This window comes from Flavobacterium microcysteis, assembly GCF_006385255.1.
In the GTDB taxonomy this organism is placed as follows: domain Bacteria; phylum Bacteroidota; class Bacteroidia; order Flavobacteriales; family Flavobacteriaceae; genus Flavobacterium; species Flavobacterium microcysteis.
The window spans coordinates 579,985-602,740 of record NZ_VFJE01000056.1 but is presented as its reverse complement, the minus strand read 5'-3'; the positions used below and the strand labels follow the sequence as shown (position 1 = coordinate 602,740).

Below are 22,756 nucleotides of genomic sequence, written 5' to 3'. Positions count from 1 at the left end.
ACAGAATTTAGAATTAACACATACTAACGGGTCAAAGACAGCCCTGAAAATTAACGACTAAAATGACTTTCCAAGAACAAATACAACAAGGCATCCCATCGGTCCTGCCGCAACCAAAGCCATACGAAACAACTATAAACCATGCTCCAAAGCGAAAAGAAATCCTTTCTGCCGAAGAAAAAAAGCTGGCTATCCGCAATGCGTTACGCTATTTTGAAGCAAAACACCATGATGTTTTAGCCAAAGAATTCAGAGACGAATTAGAAACCTACGGGCGTATTTACATGTATCGCCTGCGTCCTGATTATAAAATGTATGCCCGTCCGATTTCTGAATATCCTGGAAAATCAGAACAGGCAAAAGCGATTATGCTGATGATCCAAAATAACTTGGATTATGCAGTAGCACAGCACCCTCACGAACTAATTACTTATGGCGGTAACGGTGCCGTTTTCCAAAACTGGGCCCAATACCTGCTAACAATGAAATATCTTTCTGAGATGACGGATGAGCAGACGCTGGTCATGTATTCAGGACATCCTATGGGATTATTTCCTTCGCATAAAGAAGCACCAAGAGTTGTAGTTACTAACGGAATGGTCATTCCAAATTATTCCAAACCGGATGATTGGGAAAAATTCAATGCTTTGGGAGTTTCACAATACGGACAGATGACAGCAGGAAGCTATATGTATATTGGTCCACAAGGAATCGTGCACGGAACAACAATTACGGTCCTTAACGGATTCCGAAAAATAAAAAAATCTCCAGCCGGAAACCTATTCGTTACTTCAGGATTAGGCGGAATGTCTGGAGCACAGCCTAAAGCAGGAAACATTGCAGGTTGCGTTACCGTTTGTGCAGAAGTCAATCCAAAAATCACACACATACGCCACTCACAAGGATGGATTAATGAGGTGGTTGAGAATATTGACGAATTGGTTCCGAGAGTAAAAAAGGCTCTGGAAAACAAAGAAGTGGTTTCTATTGCCTATTTAGGTAATGTTGTCGATGTCTGGGAACGATTCGATCAGGAAAACCTACATATCGACTTAGGTTCTGACCAAACTTCCTTACACAATCCTTGGGCAGGTGGCTACTATCCTACCGGATATACTTTTGAAGAATCCAATGAACTGATGGCTAATGACCCTGAAAAATTCAAGGCTGAAGTACAAAAAACATTACGCCGCCATGCAGACGCAATCAACAAGCACACAGCTAAAGGAACTTATTTCTTTGATTATGGAAATGCCTTCCTTTTGGAAGCTTCGCGTGCGGGTGCTGATGTAATGGCCGAAAATGGTATTGACTTCAAATATCCGAGCTATGTGCAGGATATTATGGGACCAATGTGTTTTGATTACGGATTTGGTCCTTTCCGTTGGGTTTGTGCCTCTGGAAAGCCAGAAGATTTGCAAAAAACAGACGAAATCGCCTCTAAAGTGCTGGAAGAAATGTCCAAAACGGCTCCTGTTGAAATCCAACAGCAGATGCAGGATAATATCCAGTGGATCAAAGGCGCTCAAGAAAATAAATTGGTTGTAGGTTCTCAAGCCAGAATCCTTTATGCTGATGCTGAAGGACGAATCAAGATTGCCGAAGCTTTTAACCAGGCTATTGCTAATGGAGAAATCGGATATGTAGTATTAGGCCGCGACCATCATGATGTTTCAGGAACGGACTCACCTTACAGAGAAACCTCCAACATTTATGACGGTTCCCGTTTTACAGCAGATATGGCTATCCATAACGTCATTGGCGACAGCTTCAGAGGCGCTACCTGGGTTTCTATCCATAATGGTGGTGGTGTTGGCTGGGGAGAGGTTATTAATGGCGGCTTTGGTATGGTTCTTGATGGTTCTAAAGAAGCATCCAGACGTCTGGAATCCATGCTATTCTGGGATGTAAACAATGGTATTTCCCGAAGAAGTTGGGCCAGAAATGACGGTGCCATTTTTGCTATCAAAAGAGCTATGGAAGTGCAACCCTTATTAAAAGTTACTCTTCCGAATATCGTAGACGATAGCCTTTTGGATTTTTAATATTTTCATCAAGCAAACATGAAAACACTAAATAGTATTTCATTAATGTTTATGAGCCTTGGGTTCTTTGTTCTCGGGATGCTTTTTGAAAATGTAAGGCTAAAGATTGTTGTATTGATGGCTGCTGCAATTTTAAGTATTGCCGCTGCAATAAAAAGCTTTCAGGAAAAGAAAAAGAACAAATAACATATTCTCAATAAAACATTAAATAAATTGCTATGAAAACGATTAAATTTTTACCCCTGCTCTTTCTTTTTGTCTTAGCATCCTGCTCCTCTGTTCGAGTAGCTACCGATTATGACAAAAATGTTGATTTTGCAAACTACAAATCATTTGCTTTTTTCAAACCCGGAGTTGACAAAGTCGAAATTTCAGACCTTGACAAGAGAAGAATATTGAATGCTATTGATGCAGAATTGACTTCTAAAGGAATCACAAAAAGTGAAAACCCTGACCTTTTGGTTAACATTTTCACCAAATCCCGTCAACAGGTTGACGTAAACCAGTTCAATGCAGGCTGGGGTTACGGCTGGGGATGGGGATGGAATCCTTGGATGTGGGGCGGCAGCAGTACTACCGTTTCTACCTCAACAGAAGGAACTTTATATATCGACCTGATTGATGCCCGAAAAAAAGAATTAATCTGGCAAGGTGAAGGTGTTGGCGTGCTGACACAAAACATCGACAAAAAGGACGCACGTATACAGGAATTTGTCAAAAAAATCCTGGAGAAATATCCTCCTGCAAAAAAATAAACATCTATTTAAAAACCGCAAAAAGATTGCGGTTTTTTTTATCGCCTGCTTATCAGGTTATTCGTAACACAAATCCTACTGATTGTTTTTTTATATTTTTTTAAGACATGTTTCTGGTAAAGATTTGTAATTTTACAAAAACTACAACGTTTGAAAACATGAATGCAGCATTTGAAAGCAACCCATTAATTGACCGACTTCCTGAACATTTAAAGCAATTTATAAAACCGCAGGATTACGAAGACTATACACCTATCAACCAGGCTGTATGGCGTTATGTAATGCGTAAAAATGTGGATTATCTTTCAAAAGTAGCGCACAATTCTTATCTCGACGGACTGAAAAAAACAGGACTGGAGGTAGAAAATATCCCAAATATGTATGGAATGAACCGCATCCTAAAAGAAATAGGATGGGCGGCTGTAGCTGTTGACGGGTTTATCCCGCCTAATGCTTTTATGGAATTCCAGGCTTACAATGTTTTGGTAATAGCTTCAGACATCCGACAATTAGAACATATCGAATATACGCCTGCTCCGGATATTATCCACGAAGGTGCCGGCCACGCTCCTATTATTGCCAATCCGGAATATGCCGAATACCTTAGACGGTTTGGTGAAATTGGCTGTAAAGCTATTTCGTCTTCCAGAGATTATGAAATGTATGAAGCCATCCGACTTCTTTCTATCCTAAAAGAAGCCGAAGGAACGCCTCAGGACGAAATTGATGCTATCGAAAAAAGAGTAGATGACCTGCAAAACGACATGGGCGAATTGTCTGAAATGGCACTCATCAGAAACCTGCATTGGTGGACAGTAGAATACGGACTGATTGGCGACATCAACAACCCTAAAATTTATGGTGCCGGATTGCTTTCCTCAATTGGAGAAAGTACCTGGTGCATGACTGATAATGTAAAAAAGTTTCCTTACGATATTACGGCTGCTTACCAGAGTTTTGACATTACAAAACCACAGCCACAGCTTTTTGTTACTCCGGATTTTGCACATCTAAACCAGGTATTGGAAGAATTTGCCAATACAATGGCTTTGAGAACCGGAGGATTATCTGGCGTGCAAAAATTAATACAATCGAAAGCTTTAGGCACGATTGAATTAAGCACCGGAATACAGGTTTCCGGCGTGTTTACCAACGTTATTGAAAGCGAAGGCAAACCCGTTTATGTACAAACAACCGGAGAAACGGCTTTATCTTATAGAGAAAAAGAATTGGTTGGACATTCTTCGTCTTACCATGCAGAAGGTTTTGGAAGCCCGATCGGGAAGCTAAAAGGAATCAATCTGGCTATAGAAGATATGAGTCCGAGAGACCTGAAAGCATACGGTATCTATGAAGGAGAACGTGTTACGCTTGAATTCCAGGGTGATATTACCGTTACAGGAGAAATTATTACCGGAACAAGAAACATACAAGGAAAAATTATCCTGATTAGTTTTAAAAATTGTACGGTAACCCATAACGATACTGTTCTTTTCCAACCGGAATGGGGAATTTATGATATGGCAGTTGGTAAAAAAGTGATTTCTGCTTTCTCTGGCCCAGCCGATGTAAAAAGCTTTAACCTAGTGAGCCATGTGCCTTCCAGCAAGACTATTAAAGCTAAAAAAAGCTCAGAAAGAGAAGAATTGGAAAGCCTTTATCTGAACATCAGAAATATGCGTGAGGGAAAAACTCCGTTTATGACTATCGAAAAGACTTTTGAAATACTAAAAGAAAACCATCCTAAAGACTGGCTTTTGGCTGTAGAAATAGCCGAACTGCTTGACAAGAATCACCAAACCGATTTCTTACAGGAAGTTCTTATTTATCTTGAAAAACTAAAACAAAGTCGTCCTGAAGTGGCACACCTTATATCAGGCGGATTGGAATTAATCTTCGAGAACGAAAGCGTTTAATCTACACGAAAACAATACGGAATCGATTGGCTAAAGCAAGACTTTGTCAATCGATTCTTCATTTATAGTCTGCCCGTCATATCGCAATGTCCATCCCATTGAATTGGTCGTAATCAATATTTTGGAAAGCTCGCTAATCAAGCGATTCTGGGCATTCGTTTTCAATGATGATTTTTCTATTTTTTTAGCCAGATTGGCTTTTACAGACTTATTGATTTTGTTGTAATCGTCACCGGTAAAAGGATTCATACGGCTCTGGTTGATATCATAGAACTTGATATCGGGATTTATTTTTATTTCCTCTTTGGGAATGTATTTGATTGTTATTGTTTTATTCTTTTCATCAACATCATACTTCATCTGTCGTAGGTCATAAGAAACAGTCACATCGGCATTTACAATGACAAGCGCTTTTTTCTCAAAAGATATCAAATCCATCAAATATTTCTCCTGGTCTTTATAGGTAAGCACTTCGGCAAAATGCCCTTCGGTAACAATCAGCTTGCCAACATTTACGATCCGTTCCTGGATAAGATTGGTATCATATTCTATAGTCGAACTGTCGTCTTTTTTGAATTCGCAAAAACGAAAGGCTAAAATAACTAGTACAACTACTCCGGCATAAATGAGGATTCTTCGCATTACTTTTTTCTATAAAGTTACAGAATTTTAATAATGCCATGCAAAGATTTTAATTTATATGAGCTTGTTGTTCTTGGCTTTTTCAATGGCTTCAATCTTGTTGTGTACCTGCAGCTTGCCGTAAATATTTTCAATATGTTTTCTCACCGTCCCGGGCGAAAGGATAAGATTATCAGCTATGACATTATAACTCAAACCCTTGCTCAGCTGTTCCAGAACTTCAATTTCCCGTGTTGTGAGTTTGATTTCATCTGCGCTTTTTCGTTCAAATTCTATCGGATTCCTAAGCAGTTTCAATGTTTTTAAGGCAATCGACGGATTCATTGCCGCACCTCCATTCATTGTCTCCACTATGCCCTGGCACAAATCTTTTGCGTTAACTTCTTTTAGCAAATAACCATCAGCACCCACTTTTATGGCATTAAAAATATTTTCATCATTATCAAAAACAGTCAGCATAATAATCTTGATATGAGGGTATTTATTCTTTATACGCTCCGTGGCTTCTATACCATCCATTTCAGGCATTTCTATATCCATCAGTATCAAATCGATATTGTGGTTGGCTTCTAATTTTTCAAGCAATTCTTTTCCGTTCAGCGCTGTAAAGCGGCACTGCAATTCAGTAAAAAAAGACAATTTTTCTACAATGGTTTTCTGTAAAAAATAATTATCGTCTGCTATAGCTATCTTGATGGACATGGTGTTTGTTTTTGGTTACGCCTGTTGCGGAAGAAATAGTTTCATAACTGTTCCCTCGCCCGGTGTAGAATTAAGTTCAGTTTCTCCTCCAATTTCTTTAGCTCTTTTTCGGATATTATTCAATCCGTTGCCGTCATTAGTAGTTTCTAAATCGAATCCTTTACCATTATCGGTTACTTCTATAGCTAATTTAGTCTCATCCCCATCAATCGTTACAGCTATTTTGCTAGCCTCAGAATGTTTTATAGCATTGTTTACTGCTTCCTGGATAATCCTGTATATGTTCATTCCTTCAACAGATGTAAATGATTTTTTATTGAGATTATCATTAGAATAAACAAACCGAAAATCAATTCCGATAGACGAGATTTTAGCATTATCTATAAAGTTCGATATCCTTGATTTCAAATCCTCAAAAGTGATTTGGTTCATATTCATCGCCCAAATCGTATCCCGTAATTCATAAATGGTTTCTTTGGTAAATTCACTGATTCCCGTCAGTCTGTTTTGCAACTTTTCATCCTCAATCCGGAAGCCATATTTAAGGTTGTCTATCGAAGAAATGATAAAGGTCAGCTGTGCACCTATGTTGTCGTGTAAGTCTCTTGAAATTCGGAGTCTCTGTTCTTGTAATTTATTTTGGGTCTCAATTTTTAAGAGTGCATCTTTTAATTCATTCTCTTTTTGAAGTTGCTGATTTTTTAGCTTCTGTCGATTGAAAAACTGCCATCCCATCAATATCGAAAGCAGCAACAGAAATACAAACGCCATAATCATGAGATTTTTGCGTTCAATTTTCAATTCATTTTCAGCAATTTTCGCTCTCTGCACAAGAATCTCTCTTTCCTTTTTTTCTGTTTCGTATTGGGTTTCCAATTCAAAAACCGCTTTGGTTTTTTCTTCTTCAAAAAGCGCATCTCTACCTTTAGAATAGGCATTTGACAACTCATAGGCTTTTAAATAATTTCCAACTCCTGCATATGCGTTAGCCAAATTGTTTAAGGTATTGACCTCTAAAGGAAATAATTTCGCCTTTTTTATATAGCCTAAAGCTTCTTCAGAAATACGAATGCTTTCCTGAAACTTTGACTGCTTGTTTAGACTTCTGGAATATGCATTCGAGATATTGCCTATTTCATAATCATTCTGAAATTTCTTGTGCAAATTTATGGCCTGAAGGTAAAATTCTTCCGCTTTGCCATATTCTTTCAGGCTATCATAAGCAATCGCCATATTAGAAATAGGATAACCCACATACCTTTCATAACCCAATTTTTGGTAGCCTTCTATTGCCAATTCGGAATAGCGTATGGATTCCCTGAATTCCTTGAAATCGATCAGGACAGAACCGATATTGCCTGACGTAGCTGCAAAACCAAATTCCGATTTGTTTCGGGCATAGATGGCATTTGCTCTTTTATAATAATCCAGCGATTTTTCGTATTCTTTTTGGGTTTTATAGACGATTCCGATGTTTACATAGGTCATCGCTATTTTTTCACTGTCTTTTTTCCTTTCATATATTTTCAGGGCTTTGAAATAGTTTTCCAATGCTTCCTGAAATTTTCCTTGCTGATCGAGGCAAATTCCCATGTTATTGAAAGAATCTGCTGTTCCGATTTGGTCTTTCAATTTGACACGGATTGCCAGTGCTTTCTTATGATAAAAAAGCGCCGAATCCAGTTTGCTTCGGTTTTCATGATTTAAGGCAATACTGTTATAACTTACAGAAATCAGACTGTCGTTTTTGATGTCTTGTGAAGTTCTCAACGCCTCTTGGGCATATAACAACGAATTTTTAGGATTGGAGCTTAATAATTCATCCGAAAGCAGAATAAGCGACTTGGCTTTTGAAACGCTGCTTTTGGAATAAATCTGCTTTTTTAAGCTGTCGATTTTTGTTTTATTGGCTTGGCTGAAACCAGAAATAGTTCCAAACAGGAAGAAAGCCGCCAAAATGAATTTAGTTTTTAAATGCATAGTTTCAGTATATAACAGACAAAAAACAGTTTGGGCTCTTTAAATATACAAAATAATTTTTGCCTTATATTGAAAAAGTCCTTTCCAGACGCACAAAACTATTTTTTCCCGCTGCGGCCTGAAAAGGACAAGTCAACAACTTTTATTGTTGTGTTAGATTATGAGTGCGTTTTACTTTATTGAGCCTCTTGGATTTTTGCTGTGAACGTTCCTTCGGTAATCTCGACGCTTTCTGTCGGGTTTGAAATATTCTCCGGTGCAGTTGCGGAAAAAGTCCCTTTAACATGCGTAGCTGTCACTTCAGTAATTTCGACCAAACCATCACCTCGAACCGAAGTAAAAGTTTTGAATTGGCCTACCGTAGCACCTGCTTTCAGATAATTAATATAACCTGCCATAAGGTTATTGTTCCCTGAAGTATAGCTTCCAACTCCTTCATAATTCATGACTTGAATCTGGATCGAGTTTCCACCATTATCACTACTTTGAATGACCAGAATATTGTTTGTAATCACCGCCATCGGATCAAAATGATTGGAATTCGAATAATTAGCACCATTTACCTTTGCTTTTAAAGAATAGCCTCCTCCTGACGGACTGTTACTGTCATCGCTACTGCATGAGAATAGAATTGTTGCCAAAAGGCACATTGCTCCAAGTGTTTTTAATGTTTTCATAATTTACATAATTTATGGTTAGTTATTGAAGTTTGTTTACAATGGTAGTGATAAGGCATTTACCTTACTTTATAAGCTTCTTAGAGTCTTTTTGAAGTGAAAGCGTTAGTGCAGAAACATACATCTTGAAAGCACTGATCATGGACTGCGGATTAAATCCTCTTTCTGTCCAGAAATAGGCTATGTAATTAATCGAGTTGTTCTTTTCGATATAATAACTTTTTACCAGAATGATTTCCGTATTCAGCTGGTTCATCAATTCCAAAGCATCTTTTTGGGAAGTACCGGCAACCAAAGAATACGAACTGCTGAAACAAACATATCTTTTTGAAGGATCGACATCAATAAAGACATCATACGTGTCTTGTACCTTGATAAACTCATTTTGGGTTTCCAGTACTTTGATATACGCATTTTCAAAGGTCTGTTTTAAAAGTGCCGGAGTCAGGTTTTCTGCCGGAACCAAATTTTGGGAGAAAGCTGTCGTGCCAAGAAAAAAAAGGAATACGATAGCCAGTTTTGAAAGTAAAGTTGTTGGTTTCATAATAAATTATTTTTTAGGTTTAACACTCCAAAATTCCTTTTATTCCAAGCAAAAAAAAATACGGCATCTGCCGTATTCTTATAAAAATGAACTCATTACTATCTCAAAACTCCATAAAAGGATATTTGGATTGCAAAACCAGTATCTTATTTTGAAGACTTTCTAAAAATTTTTGGTGTTGTTCTGATTCCGGGTTAAAAGACCTGTGACTTAAGCCTTTTCGAATATTGTCAACTTCTTGCATTGCCAGAAAAGCATCTTCAGAAATCCAGGTTTCAGCAAATCGTTTCCAGATGTAGTCAATCGCAAGCGAACTTGGATGGATCATGTCTTCCGCATAAAAACGGTAATCACGCAGCTCATCCATCATGATCTCATAACTTGGAAAATAATATGTGTTATCTGTAGCATGAATGACTTCATGAAGACCTGAAATCAGATTGGCCTTACTCCATTGGTTTTCAACAAAACCGTCTTTGATATGGCGTACCGGAGAAACCGTAAAAATTAGATTGGCTTTTGGATTGAAAGCCAAAACAGTTTCTATGATTTCTAAAAGGCTCTCTTTAATCTGTGAAACAGTAAGCAATTCTTTTTTAAAAGCCGCCTGTGGCACTTTATGGCAATTCGCAACAATTGTATCCGTTTCAATTTTTCGATAGACCCACGAGGTTCCTAAAGTGATTGTAACGTGATTGCTTTCCTGTAACGCATTATGCAGAAATACTAAGTTCGAATTAAGGTTTTCTAAAAACGCTGTTTTATCTGAGTGGCTCAATTCAGAATGCACATCAAAAGAATGCCATCTTTCATTATGAAAAAAAATATCTTCTTCTGTAAATGATTCCTGCTGAATTGCTTTCTGTATTATTTTATTTAATGCCAACGGATGGAACAAAATCCCAAAAGGATTGGTTATGTTCTGGAATTTAAAATAATCCAGCTTGTTCCCCATATTCTCGGCAAAGCACGAGCCTAACGAAACAATCTTTGAACCATAGCCTATCGGATGGTGACTCTTTGGTATTGGAATAGGAGTAGTGAATTGCATTTGTTGAGAATTTTAAGCACAAAGATAGGGAACTAGTTGATAGTTGATAATTGACAGTGGATAGTTGGGAGTGGATAGTGGATAGTGGATAGTTGACAGTCGATAATTGATAATGGGTAGTGGGGAGTTGAGGAGACAAAAAAACCGGCTTTATCAAGCCGGTTTTTTTGTGTTATAGGACAGGTGTGTAGCGTCTGGGTGCTTCTCCTGATAAGACTTTGGCGATTTGGTTGGAGATTGCGCCATCAATTAGGCGATCGAGCCAGAAGAATTCTCCTGCTGAATTTATTTCCAGGAAATAATGTTCATCATCTGGAGTGACAATAATGTCAATGGCACCATAATTAACCTGATAGATGTCCATCATCTTCAATAATTTTTCTTTTATAGGCTGCGGCAAATCATAAGGTTCCCATTTATCCAGCAGCTCAACTCCTTCACGACGCCAATCAATTTTAGCGTTGTCCAATTTTTGGGAATCTACCGCAAAAGAAAAAACAGCATCACCCACTATGGTTATCCGAAGTTCTTTTTGTTTTTCGAGTTTCTCTTGAAACTGCATCGGGCAATACTGCAAACTGTCAATCGCATCCAGATTGTCTTCCGTTATGACATTTGTAAAAACTACATGCTCAACACCTCCTCTATCAATGGCAAAAGAACTTTGCATTTTGGTTATAGCTCCTTTGGGATGTGAGCGCACAAACTTTTTTGCTTCATCAGGATTATTTGTAATGCATGTTTCCGGGATTTTTAATCCTAGCGAAGAAGCAATTTTCATTTGCTCCTCTTTGCTGTCCAGTCTTCTATATTGGCTGAATTTCCCTATCTGAAAACAATTCATGCTTTCCAGCATACCAAAAAGCGTGGTTCTTATTTCACCATGAGCCGAGGACAAGTATTCGCCCTCAAGCACGCTACTCAAACCGCTTCCAAGATTATGGCTTCGTCTGTACCATAATGCGTCAATGTCATGTAAAGACTCTCTTTCTCCATTATGGTCGAGATAAACTTTCCATTGTCCGTCCTCATAGTTGCTGGTGAGACCATAGCGTAACGGATACAAATCCACATTAAAACGTATGGCTCTCATGTTGTATTTTTTTAGCTGTTCTGTAACAGTCTCTATCGATTCATTATCCTGGCTATGCGTGATTATTAATACTTTTTTCATAAAGAATAATTTGGGGAGTTTAAATAATGTTAACTCAGTTTGGAAACTAATTTTTCGGCTATAGTTTCTCCAATAGGATAGCCTAAATCTCTTTGCAGCATTCCCCATTCGCCCTGAGGATTTACCTCTAAGAAAATATAACGTCCGTCCTGATGGCGAATCATGTCAATAGCACCAAAAAAGAGGCCCATCTGTTGCATCATTTTTGTGAGTGATGTTGCAACCGGATCTGGCAAATTATACGATTCCCATTTAAAATGAATGTCTGTCGCAATCCGCCAGTCTGTTTTGCCTCTTTCTGACTGCCCTGCATTGATTTTTCCTGTAAAAAATTCACCGTCAACATAAATGATGCGAAGTTCATAGGCTTTAGGGATCATTTCCTGAAAAATCATAGGACAATAAACGAGCGTGGCAAGACCTTCAAGATTGGGCTCTGTTATCTGCGTAGTTGGAAAAAAAGACGCATTACCTGACATACTTCGTGAAAGTGTACCATGAAGTTTAGCAATCATCTGCTTATTGCATCCTTCATAGAAAAACGCCCTTACCTTTTCCTGATTGTTTGTAAAAAGACTTTTGGGTATTTCAATGTCGTTTTGGGCAGCAACGGATAATTGTCCGAATTTATTATTGCTAATTTCGTGGTCTTTTGCCATCGGATTAAACCAGGGCACATCGCCCAGCGATTCAAAAAAGATATTCCGCATGGTATAATATTCCTGGAAATAAATTTCTTTAAAATCATCGTCAAGTTCATCAGGAATTTCTGCCTGCCATAACTTGCGGTACCATACGGCTTCAACAGCATCGGCATGAATAGAATGGCCGTCAATCTGAACATGGACGATATTCTTCCGTTCTGAAAGCGAGTAATCAAAAGATAATTGATGGGAAAAAAGGTCAGAATTCATCCTATAAGCCTCTTTCCCTAGTTCTTTCAGCCTTTTCATCACTATATCAATCGTATAGAGATCATTGCTGTGCGTCAGACAAAGTATCATTAAATTGGGGAATTATTTAAATAAAAAAGCCCAAGCATATATCCTGAGCTCAAAAGAAAGCAACAGCATTTCCAGATAGAAATACTGTTGCTATCATTAAGTCTTACAATTCAACTCCAGCTTCATCATTATCTGACGGATATTTCATCGTCTGATAAAGATCTTTAAGTTTGCTGGTGATGACTTGGCCTGGACCATCTTCACCGTCTGATGGGAACTTAAGAGTTACTACATCAGTACCGCCGTTGATTTGTTCCATTTCCTTTTCAGGAACTTGGCTTTCCAAAAAGTTAGCAAAAAAAGGCTTTTTCAATTTTTTGTCATTTTCCATGATAATAAATTTGGGATTAATACTATGTTTTTCTTTTTCAGTCCTAAGATAAAAAAATTACTAAAACAATTTCAATTTATAGTATTGAAAATCAAAATTTTAACATCGTAAGTTCGCAATCAGCGAACAGAAATAAGGTAAGAAATCGCTCACATCCCAATGCCTGACTGGCTTTAACCTAAAATAATTCTTTAAATACCACTCTAAACACACTGTCCTGTTTCGCCCTCAATATTGTCTAGTTTACATCCTCTTATTTCATCTGTTTCAATCTACCTTTGTAAAAGGCAAAAACAAAATCAATCATTTTAAGGTAATTAGGAGATGTTTACACTAAAAAGAATTTTCAATAAAAAGGAGGCAATACGCCTCCTTTGGTTTTTTTGTTGTCAACTACCATTCATACTGAAGCGAAAGTTCTACCCTAAAGGGTATAGCTTTCCCATCCGTTAGCAAAAGGGTTGCAGGAAACCCATTGGTTGTCGTATAGATATTAAATAGTATGCTACTCATCAGGTCATTAGGATTTGAAGGAACATCAATAGCATCGTTGTCACCCAAATAGATTGTAAAGGAAGAAGTAACATTAGTGATTATTATTGGGGAATTTGGTACAAACTCAAAGCTATTAGTTCCTGTACTTAATACGTCAGGATAATATATCTCACTGATCCAAATATTGCTTCCACCTGCTCCATTGACGAGCTGCAGGAATATATCTGGACCCGATCCTGTGTCCCATGATGCCCCGTTATCCTGGTTATTGAAGAATGTTACCCTGAATTTGGTAATCTTGATCTTTGAAGGGTTAATCTGTGTCTGGCAATTGATTCCAGTAAAACCGGGAGGACATTCCTGCGGAGCAGGGTCAGAATCCGAATCGCTTGAACACGAAAAAATTAACGTAGACATTGCCAGCGCAAAGGCTGATCTTAAAATAAAGCTTTTCATAAGTTTTTGTTGGCACTCCCGCCCCAGAGAGTTTTATTGGTTAGAAAACCAAAAGCGTGGGACAAACTCAATATCTAGCGACTAGGTACCGGCAAGCACCTGAAAACATAGATAAGAGAAGCCCACGCCATAGCGAGAGCGATCTGCTTATTAATCCATGTTTTCGTATTTTGAAGTTTTGCCGGTTTCAGTCGAAAAGATTAATAGCTTACGCTAATGATATTTTATTTGATGTTTTGTTTATTTCATTCAGATTATTTAGTGATTAAAATGATTTATAGTAATTATTAAATGTCAATTTCTTGTTCTGGCTGAACTTCAATTTGAGCTTGTGCCATTAACTCATAAATATTCATTTCAGCATCTAAAAGTTCAAATGATACACAAAATGCATACTCAGTTTCATTCTCCAAACTCTTGTCCCATCCTAAGTGACCAATTACAGCTATGCTAAATTCATCCGCAAATTGCTGTGGTTCAAGTATCGCCCAACTTTTTTGAACTGATGAATTATTCCTATTTATGCCATTATTTCCCCATACAGGATTTTCTCTCAACACCCACTTGATTGCAGAACTTCCCTCGTCAATAAATTCCCCGTCATTACCTTCCAGATATTCTATTGTCCTGTTTCGGAAACTACCAAAATTTTCATTGTATCTGGAAGATTGCCACTCTAACCAATTAGATAAATAAGAATGAGATCCTCTTCTAGTCAAACGCGTCTTTGCAGTAAATGCCAGAGTAACTTCTACAAGTATTCTGAATTCCTTTCCTTCACCACGAAGCTCAGATGGAACTTTGATATGATAAATATCCGCTTTTTTCGGTGCAATATTTCCATTCTGAATAAAAGTTATTCGGGATGTGGTATTACTTAAAGCTCTATCAATGTTCGGAATTCCATATCCATAATATCTAAAATCATTAGATGTTGGCTTTTCAAAGCAATGTTGTGGTAATCTAGCACTTTGAATAATTAACGCCCTGTACATTTGTGCTGTTTCATTAGGATGTTCTGTTTGAAGCCTAGATGCAATATAGCTGACTTTTGGTGTACTAAAAGAAGTACCGTAAGAATCTTTACCAACAGCGCTTGCACCATACATTGTAGAATTAACAAGTTCTGGACATATTGTATTATTAATGACCAATTCATTAGATGATTTATTTTTTGCTAAATCCCCTCCGTATTCTACAACGTCCGGCTTTATGCAACCCCAAAGTCCTAGTCCAGTTCTAGAAAACGGGGATATGTAATTCTTGCCAGCTAACGATTTATAATCTGCATCTTCAAAATCTTCATGTCCTATTGATCCAACTGTAATAGCAAAATAACTAACACCTGGATTAGCTAATTTAGAAGTCGCCTCATTTAGATAGTCAGGATAAATTTTCCCGTTTGAAAAATGTTCTTTAATTCCCGGATTATTAAATTGTGATGAACTTTGATAAAGATTACCAGCTGCCACAATGAATAATATATCATTTTCATGTATAAGTTTATCGATAGAAGCTGCTAGGGCTGGCATATGAGTACCTGTATAAGATACATCTTCGCAGACAGAAAGATTAAAAATTCGGGTTTCTTCATAATCCGCTACTATTTGTTCCATAAGTGCTGGCTCAAATCTAGAACTGGATATTTTATTATTGCTATCTAAGATTCTGGCATTTTGTATATAGCTTTCTAATTTTATTTTTCCGCTTGTTGGAATACCAATCGGGTACAAAACCGCACCTGCCACTTTTGTTCCGTGCCCGTTTTGTTTTACATAATCAGCTACTGAGGCATCATTTTCAACATAAGATCGTGAATTGGTTTGATTGATTGATGCTGCCAGCAATCGATGATTTTCTTGAATTCCACTATCAATTATACAAACCGTAGAAGCATTGTCATCAGGTGCTTCAATATCTATATCATATTCGTCAGGGAGATTAATATGTTCATGACCAATATTATAATTTGGATCTAATTTTACTTCATAAAGGTATTGATAAGTATGAACAATATCTCTTAACCCTTCACCACAGATAGAAATCTTAAAAAAGAAGGCATCAACTTCATTATCCCAAATCTCATGTATTTCACCACTATATTTATCAACATAGTATTCGACTTCTGTCTCTCTTTTTATTTGCTTAGCATCTCTTTGTATTGATAACTCTTGCTCATTTTGCCTATATTCATAAACCTTGTCTTGAAATTTCAATTCGGAATCAAATTGATCCTTTACTGGGTAACTTTCTTTGTTTGGGACATAACACGAAACGCCTAATTGCACAGTATAAATTACATCAGGCTGTATATCGCCCCAAACATTACCTATTTCTCCATGTAAAAGTTCGTTTAAGCGCCAACTATCATCAGTAACTAATTCCCATATTTGAGCAGCTTTATCTCTACGTTGGCCAGTTTCGTTCAGAAATGCATCGATATTCTCTCCAAATGCTTTGAAATTATCTGTTGAAGCTCCTATTATATATCCACCTTCTTCTTCAGATATTATTTCGATTCCCCAATGTTTAAAGCTGTCAATATTGAAAACTTCAGTATCTACTCTCAAAAAAACAGGGATGTCAGTGGTATTTGGTAATTCTATACCTTTGGCTTTTTGTACATCTATAGTTTCAACCCACCTTGATGCAACAGTATTCATAGATTCCTTTAACCAAGTTCCATGATTTTGACGATTATTTTTATTTGATAATGTCCGCTCTAATGCCTGTTTATCTCTAGTGCCCCCACCTTTTGGCATTGCTCTTCCTTCTACCTTAAACGGTAATTTCAAATGTGGAAAATCTGCCATTTTACTTTTTATAAAGATTATTTTCGCTAAGTGACTTTTCTAAATGGTATTGTCGAAGTATCCTATCGTTTCCTATAACAGCAATTTTTGCAGCATCGTTTGCAATTTTTACAACAAGTGCTGCATTGAAGCCTAGCATTTTATCTACTAATATATCCCAATCTATATCTTTCGAAGTATCGATAGATGAAAGCGTTTGTTTAATAAGTCGTAAGACTTCTTCTTTACTTGGTTTTGGCATTTCAATAATATCATCAAATCTTCTAAAAAGGGCTTGGTCCAAAGCATTTTCAATATTAGTAGTAGCAATCAAAATTCCCTTTGAATTGTATTCTTCAAGGAGTGTAAGCAAAATATTTACAATTCGATGCATTTCCCCAACATCTTGGAGATTCGTCCTAGTTTTTCCGATAATATCGAATTCATCAAAAAGTAATACACATGGATAATCTTGAATTCCGTCAAATAACTTTGAAAGATTAGATGCTGTTTCTCCTAAAAAAGAAGAAATAATGACATCAAATCTAACTTTTAAAAATGGTAGCCCAAGATTCCAAGCAATTCGTTCAGCACTCATACTTTTACCACAACCTGGTTCGCCATAAATTAGAATTTTCTGTCTATATTTAAGCCCATGTGATGCAAGTCTTTCCTTTGCAGCAAATTCCTTTTCAATTCTTCGCAACTTTTCTTCAGTATCTATAGGGAGAACCATTTCGTGCCTTAGTTCTTCTCTGTCAATCGAAATCGCTAAAGGGAAATTATTACGTTTATCTTTGGGGATAGAAATACCATTTGGTAAAATTTTTCTCAATTCTCCACGAAAAGACTGGGTAGTAGCAACATTACGATCTAGGATTGATTTCAATTTTGCTGCAAGCGCTGTATGCCCTTTTTTTATCTCATCCTCAATGATAAGGGATGCTACCTTTACGACATCATCATCTTTATCTCCATCTATTGAGCGAAAAAGTCTTAACATTAAGTCTTGATTCATAAGAAAGTTTAATTTAATGATTCAAAGGTATCAATATATAAACTTTTTTCCATATTAATATTACATAAAAAGATAAATACTCATGATTTAATATTAGTAATAACCTTATAATAAAAATCACTCATGTTAATAATAAAGGTAAATTAGTAATTTATATAGCGAAAAGAAATCGCTAGAATTCACTATAAAATTTATCTCTTCTTTGGATTAAAATTAAGTACAGTGTTGATGCGTTGCTCGAATTCGGACTTACCTGCAAGAAAGGTAATATGTTGTGAGATATTATGCCAAGAGATGCACGATACTATCTCGCGGGTACCATTTGGACTAAGTAACGGAAGTGGAACCGATTCGATATGCCTGAAAGATCCCATGAAGGCCTTGTCCATATCATTTCGGGAGAAATAATTCTGGTGCTCGAAATCTACTGATCTTATCGAAGGGTTTTCAAGAAGTGAAAGTTCTGTTATCTTTCCTATGTCCATATTTGGGTATTGATTAATTGCTTGTATTTCAGGCGAGGCCTGATATTTTGCAAAAATACGTAAAATCGTTCGGATTGCGATTTTTTTCTATGGTTGTACCGAAAGGCAAACTCGTCCATGTATCGCTGGAGGTGCTTTCTTGACATCCAATTATAGATGCCGTTATATCCTCTTTTAAATATTCCCCAGAATCCTTCTATTGTATTGGTATGTATTTCTGGGTTGTCGGGATTCACGTATTGTTTTCTTCCGTGGTCAACAATATGATGGTCGTAAAAAGCATCGAGTCCTTTATATGCAGACCATTCGTCAGAGATGATGGTTGACCATGGCTTTATTATCCTTTTTATGATAGGCTGTATGGATTCTCTTTTTGTATCAGGAATGACAAAGCACCTGACAACACCGCCTCGCTGGAGTATTCCGAGTACGGGGGTTTTGTCCTTAAAAGCCCTTCCTGTCGACATGGGAACCTTCTTGTCATTGTGACGGTTCTTATTTTTTCCGCCTGCAAATGTCTCGTCCGCCTCAAAAACACCTTCCAATTGTTCATCGTCCTCAATATGAAAACATTCTCTAATACGATGCATCATGAACCATGCGGTTTTCTGATCGACAGAAATCTGTTTTGAGAGCTGGACCGAAGACATCCCTTTATTTTTTGTAGTAATAAACCATATGGTAATAAACCATTTACGTAACGGCACTCTGCTACCTTCAAATATGGTATTGGATTTTATGTTAAAATACTTTCCTGTGTTTCTACATTTATATCGGCTATTCTTACACTTCCAGACTTTAGATGAAGGATCAAAAGGACTAATAGGATTGTTTCCCCATTTATGATGCTCTAGGAAATCAATGCATGACTGTTCGTCCGGAAACGAATCTATCAAATCAAATATGGTTTTGAATTCCTTAAAAAGCATCAGGCAGTAAATAAATGAGGCATAAAAATATATACAATTCTCATGCCCTTATGATAATTCATAATTTTTTTTACTTTAAAATAAATTAAAGTGTAAACATCTCCTATTTACCCATTTTAAAAAAACAAACAATGAACAATTCAAACCAAACAATTACCGTAGAAACTACCGTAAAAGCTCCTATATCAAAAGCATGGCAGGGCTTTACTGAACCGCAACACATTATGAACTGGTCTTTCGCTTCTGAAGACTGGCATACTCCGGAAGCAGAGAACGACTTAAGAGTTGGAGGAAAATTCAGAACAAAGATGGCTGCAAAAGACGGCAGCATGGCTTTTGATTTTGAAGGCGAATACACCGATGTCATAAACCTCAAAAAAATCGAATATGTTATGGGTGATGGACGTCGTGTAAGCATTTCTTTCGAAGATTTGGGTGACGGCGTTAAAGTATCCGAAACTTTTGATCCTGAAAACACACATCCTGTTGAATTTCAAAAAGCGGGATGGCAAGCTATTATGGATAACTTTAAAAAATACACAGAAACGCTTTAAAACATTCCACAACTAAAAAACAACAATCATGGCAAAAGAATTTTGGATCAATCTTCCAGCAAAAGACATCAGCAAGACCCGAACTTTCTTCAAAGCTATCGGCTTTACAGAAAATTCACAATTTAGCGAAAACCCTACAATGGCTTCTTTTTTTATAGGAGACAAGAATGTGATAGTTAACTTCTTTCCTGAAACGCTTTTTAAGAGCTTTAGCGGCAACGAAATCGCAGATACATCAAAAGGCACCGAAGCCCTGTTTTCAATCGATGCACAGTCTCCTGGCGAAGTTGATGAACTGGCTAAAAAAGCGGTAGCAGCCGGAGCAGTACTTTATGGCAATCCCGGCGAGAAAGACGGCTGGATGTATGGCTGTGGATTCAGTGACCTAGATGGACATCGCTGGAACGTACTTTTTATGGATTTCAGCAAAATGCCACAACAGTAATAGTTCATTTTAAAAACAAAAAACCACAACGTTGCTGTTGTGGTTTTTTTATGCATTTTAAAATTCTGTTATTTCACAAAATCTTTTGCTTTTTCTAAAGCTTCTTTGATTCCGGCTTCATTTTTCCCCCCTGCTGTTGCAAAGAAAGGCTGACCGCCGCCGCCACCCTGGATGTATTTTCCAAGCTCGCGAACAACTTGTCCGGCATTCAAGTTTCTTTCTGCCACTAATTCTTTAGAGATGTAGCAGGTCAGCATTGGCTTTCCTTCTTCGGCAGTAGCCAAAACCAAGAAAAGATTAGTGCCAAGATTACCTAATTCATAGGCCAAATCTTTAGCTCCTTCCGGATTGAGGTCCACTTGTTTTGCTAAAAATTTCAAGCCATTGATTTCTTCAATTTCTGAAACCAATTCTCCTTTTAGATTTTTTGCTTTTTCTTTCAGTAATGCTTCTACCTGTTTTTTCAGTTTTGCATTTTCTTCCTGTAAAGAAACCACAGCTTTTAATGAATCTTGTGGATTTTTAAGCGCTTCTTTTATTTCTTTCAAAGCATTTTCCTGAGAAGCGAAAAATTCCTTTGCTCCTTCATTTGTAATGGCCTCAATACGTCGGATTCCAGCTGCAACAGCTCCTTCGCTTGTAATTTTAAAATACCAGATATCAGCCGTATTTCTAACGTGGATTCCTCCGCAAAGTTCCATGCTGTCTCCAAATTTTATGGCACGAACCGTATCACCGTATTTCTCTCCAAATAAAGCCATAGCACCTTCTTCGAGAGCCTGTTTGAATGGAATATTTCTTCTTTCAATTAACGGCAATTGCTCCTGGATTTTTGCATTTACAAAAGTTTCCACTTCTTTTAATTCTTCGTCAGTCACTTTTGCAAAATGAGAGAAGTCAAAACGAAGATAATTAGGCGCTACCAACGAACCTTTTTGCTCTACGTGTGTTCCTAAAACATGTCTTAGGGCCTGGTGTAGCAAATGAGTTGCCGAGTGATTGCTTGCTGATTCGCTACGCAATTTTGTATTGACCAATGCCATGAATTTCCCTTCCGGATTCTCAGGAAGTTCTTTTGCAAAGTGCAAGATTAGGTTGTTTTCTTTTTTCGTATCGATAATCTCGATGGCTTGGTTTGGTGTGAACAACGTTCCTTTGTCACCTACCTGACCTCCACCTTCCGGATAAAATGGCGTAGCATCTAAAACAATCTGGTAGAGTTTACCGTCTTTTTTAGAATCTACTTTTCTATATCTTGTAATTCTTACTTCTTTTTCTACTTCGTCATATCCAACAAAAGTCTCAACATTTCCATCGATTAGAACTGTCCAGTCATCTGTTGAAGTTTCTGATGCGGCACGAGAACGGTCTTTTTGCTTTTGCAATTCGGCATCAAACTCTTTTTCGTTATATGACATTCCTTTTTCCTTCAGGATCAATGCCGTCAAATCTTTAGGGAAACCAAAAGTATCATACAGTTCAAAAGCTTTTGCTCCTGAAACCTCATTCCCTTTTGTTTCCTTGACAACATTTTCAAGCAACTGCAAACCTTGATCCAACGTTCGTAAGAAAGAAGCTTCTTCTTCCTTGATTACATTAGTAACCAGATTCTGCTGCGTCTTGATTTCCGGGAAGAACTCTCCCATCTGATTCGCCAATACAGCAACCAGTTTATAGATAAACGGTTCTTTAGTATTCAGGAACGTAAAGCCATAACGGATAGCGCGACGCAAAATCCTTCTGATCACATAACCAGCACCCGTATTTGATGGCAATTGACCGTCAGCAATAGCAAAAGCTACGGCACGAACGTGATCCACTACAACACGGATTGCAATGTTGGTTTTGTTTTGTTCTTCGCTTATATCTTTAACATCGTTTGAAGTATATTTTTTGCCGGTGATCGCTTCAACTTCACGAATCAGCGGTGTAAATACATCCGTATCATAATTTGACTGTACGCCTTGCAAAGCCATACACAAACGCTCAAATCCCATTCCGGTATCAACATGTTGAGCCGGCAGTTTTTCAAGAGAACCATCCGCCTTACGGTTGAATTCCATAAAAACGTTGTTCCAGATTTCCACTACCTGAGGATGGTCGTTATTGACCAAGCTCTTTCCTGAAACCTGGGCTTTTTCTTCTTCACTACGCAAATCCACATGGATTTCTGAACATGGTCCGCATGGTCCTTGTTCTCCCATTTCCCAGAAATTATCTTTTTTATTTCCAAGAATGATACGGTCTTCATCAATCAATGTTTTCCAGATATCCCAAGCTTCCTGATCAAATGGTACATTTTCAGCCGGGTTGCCCTCAAAAACAGAAACGTATAGGTTTTCTTTTGGTATTTTATAGACTTCTGTCAGCAATTGCCAAGCCCAATTGATCGCTTCTTTTTTGAAATAATCGCCAAAACTCCAGTTCCCCAACATTTCAAACATGGTGTGGTGGTAGGTATCAAAACCTACATCTTCCAAATCGTTATGTTTTCCAGAAACACGAAGGCATTTTTGCGTATCGGCAATTCTTTTGCTTTTTGGCGTAGCGTTACCTAAAAAATATTCCTTGAACTGGGCCATCCCAGAATTATTAAACATCAAGGTTGGGTCGTCTTTTAGTACGATAGGCGCTGAAGGCACAATTAAATGCCCGCGTTCTTCAAAAAATTGTAAAAATTGCTTTCTGATATCCTGTGATTTCATCTGAAATAATTAGTTTATGGTCTTGGAGTAAATTTTTTTATTCTAAAAATAATAGG

At 37.5% G+C, this 22,756-nt stretch carries 21 protein-coding genes; 6 read left to right on the top strand and 15 right to left on the bottom strand.

All coding sequences use genetic code 11. The features are described 5' to 3' along the window. Window positions 1-62 precede the first annotated feature (62 nt). The 4 genes from FJA49_RS16315 to FJA49_RS16305 all read left to right on the top strand — a co-directional run bounded on the left by FJA49_RS16315 (window position 63) and on the right by FJA49_RS16305 (window position 4,716). On the top strand, window positions 63-2,045 hold the full coding sequence (locus tag FJA49_RS16315; RefSeq protein WP_140002214.1) for a urocanate hydratase: 1,983 nt from the start codon (window positions 63-65) through the stop codon (window positions 2,043-2,045). A gap of 18 nt (window positions 2,046-2,063) precedes the next feature. Next, a complete protein-coding gene (locus tag FJA49_RS18465) occupies window positions 2,064-2,231 on the top strand; it encodes a hypothetical protein (protein WP_158629495.1) in 168 nt (55 codons plus the stop codon). A gap of 32 nt (window positions 2,232-2,263) precedes the next feature. After that, window positions 2,264-2,800 (top strand): DUF4136 domain-containing protein, encoded by a 537-nt coding sequence (locus FJA49_RS16310; protein WP_140002212.1) that lies wholly within the window; start codon window positions 2,264-2,266, stop codon window positions 2,798-2,800. Between the two features lie 158 nt (window positions 2,801-2,958). Then, the gene (locus FJA49_RS16305) at window positions 2,959-4,716 is read left to right on the top strand and encodes an aromatic amino acid hydroxylase (RefSeq protein WP_140002210.1); all 1,758 of its coding nucleotides are present in this window, start codon (window positions 2,959-2,961) and stop codon (window positions 4,714-4,716) included. A gap of 30 nt (window positions 4,717-4,746) precedes the next feature. Here the strand turns inward: FJA49_RS16305 and FJA49_RS16300 are convergent, their stop codons facing one another. The 14 genes from FJA49_RS16300 to FJA49_RS16235 form a co-directional block, all read right to left on the bottom strand. After that, on the bottom strand, window positions 4,747-5,358 hold the full coding sequence (locus tag FJA49_RS16300; protein WP_140002208.1) for a DUF4230 domain-containing protein: 612 nt from the start codon (window positions 5,356-5,358) through the stop codon (window positions 4,747-4,749). A 54-nt stretch (window positions 5,359-5,412) separates the two neighbouring features. Further along, on the bottom strand, window positions 5,413-6,060 hold the full coding sequence (locus FJA49_RS16295) for a response regulator (RefSeq protein ID WP_140002206.1): 648 nt from the start codon (window positions 6,058-6,060) through the stop codon (window positions 5,413-5,415). 15 nt (window positions 6,061-6,075) lie between these two features. Next, complete coding sequence (locus FJA49_RS16290) at window positions 6,076-8,040, bottom strand: tetratricopeptide repeat-containing sensor histidine kinase (protein ID WP_140002204.1); 1,965 nt, start codon at window positions 8,038-8,040, stop codon at window positions 6,076-6,078. A gap of 176 nt (window positions 8,041-8,216) precedes the next feature. Continuing rightward, window positions 8,217-8,717 carry a hypothetical protein gene (locus FJA49_RS16285; protein WP_140002202.1) on the bottom strand — a complete coding sequence of 167 codons (501 nt, stop codon included), beginning with the start codon at window positions 8,715-8,717 and terminating at the stop codon, window positions 8,217-8,219. A gap of 64 nt (window positions 8,718-8,781) precedes the next feature. After that, a complete protein-coding gene (locus FJA49_RS16280) occupies window positions 8,782-9,261 on the bottom strand; it encodes a hypothetical protein (protein ID WP_140002199.1) in 480 nt (159 codons plus the stop codon). A gap of 103 nt (window positions 9,262-9,364) precedes the next feature. Continuing rightward, window positions 9,365-10,312: a GSCFA domain-containing protein gene (locus tag FJA49_RS16275; protein WP_140002197.1), complete on the bottom strand. Its 948-nt coding sequence runs from the start codon at window positions 10,310-10,312 to the stop codon at window positions 9,365-9,367. Between the two features lie 172 nt (window positions 10,313-10,484). Continuing rightward, window positions 10,485-11,486 carry an MvdC/MvdD family ATP grasp protein gene (locus tag FJA49_RS16270; protein ID WP_140002195.1) on the bottom strand — a complete coding sequence of 334 codons (1,002 nt, stop codon included), beginning with the start codon at window positions 11,484-11,486 and terminating at the stop codon, window positions 10,485-10,487. A gap of 29 nt (window positions 11,487-11,515) precedes the next feature. After that, window positions 11,516-12,490 carry an MvdC/MvdD family ATP grasp protein gene (locus FJA49_RS16265; protein WP_140002193.1) on the bottom strand — a complete coding sequence of 325 codons (975 nt, stop codon included), beginning with the start codon at window positions 12,488-12,490 and terminating at the stop codon, window positions 11,516-11,518. A gap of 103 nt (window positions 12,491-12,593) precedes the next feature. Next, window positions 12,594-12,821: a microviridin/marinostatin family tricyclic proteinase inhibitor gene (locus tag FJA49_RS16260; protein ID WP_140002191.1), complete on the bottom strand. Its 228-nt coding sequence runs from the start codon at window positions 12,819-12,821 to the stop codon at window positions 12,594-12,596. Between the two features lie 393 nt (window positions 12,822-13,214). Next, window positions 13,215-13,772: a hypothetical protein gene (locus FJA49_RS16255; RefSeq protein WP_140002189.1), complete on the bottom strand. Its 558-nt coding sequence runs from the start codon at window positions 13,770-13,772 to the stop codon at window positions 13,215-13,217. Window positions 13,773-14,059: 287 nt separating this feature from the next. Continuing rightward, window positions 14,060-16,585: a S8 family peptidase gene (locus FJA49_RS16250; RefSeq protein WP_140002187.1), complete on the bottom strand. Its 2,526-nt coding sequence runs from the start codon at window positions 16,583-16,585 to the stop codon at window positions 14,060-14,062. A 1-nt stretch (window position 16,586) separates the two neighbouring features. Continuing rightward, window positions 16,587-17,582 (bottom strand): AAA family ATPase, encoded by a 996-nt coding sequence (locus FJA49_RS16245; RefSeq protein WP_140002185.1) that lies wholly within the window; start codon window positions 17,580-17,582, stop codon window positions 16,587-16,589. A 191-nt stretch (window positions 17,583-17,773) separates the two neighbouring features. Continuing rightward, window positions 17,774-18,067, bottom strand: coding sequence for a hypothetical protein (locus FJA49_RS16240; RefSeq protein WP_140002182.1), 294 nt, complete (start codon window positions 18,065-18,067; stop codon window positions 17,774-17,776). After that, window positions 18,058-18,996, bottom strand: coding sequence for an IS1595 family transposase (locus tag FJA49_RS16235; RefSeq protein ID WP_140002180.1), 939 nt, complete (start codon window positions 18,994-18,996; stop codon window positions 18,058-18,060). Before FJA49_RS16235 ends, FJA49_RS16240 begins: the two co-directional genes overlap by 10 nt. Window positions 18,997-19,127: 131 nt before the next feature. Between FJA49_RS16235 and FJA49_RS16230 the strand changes: the two genes are divergently transcribed. After that, window positions 19,128-19,550, top strand: a complete 423-nt coding sequence (locus FJA49_RS16230; RefSeq protein WP_140002178.1) for an SRPBCC family protein — start codon at window positions 19,128-19,130, stop codon at window positions 19,548-19,550. A 28-nt stretch (window positions 19,551-19,578) separates the two neighbouring features. Continuing rightward, window positions 19,579-19,995: a VOC family protein gene (locus tag FJA49_RS16225; protein ID WP_140002176.1), complete on the top strand. Its 417-nt coding sequence runs from the start codon at window positions 19,579-19,581 to the stop codon at window positions 19,993-19,995. Window positions 19,996-20,063: 68 nt separating this feature from the next. Here the strand turns inward: FJA49_RS16225 and alaS are convergent, their stop codons facing one another. Further along, a complete protein-coding gene (alaS, locus tag FJA49_RS16220; RefSeq protein WP_140002174.1) occupies window positions 20,064-22,700 on the bottom strand; it encodes an alanine--tRNA ligase in 2,637 nt (878 codons plus the stop codon). Window positions 22,701-22,756 lie beyond the last annotated feature (56 nt).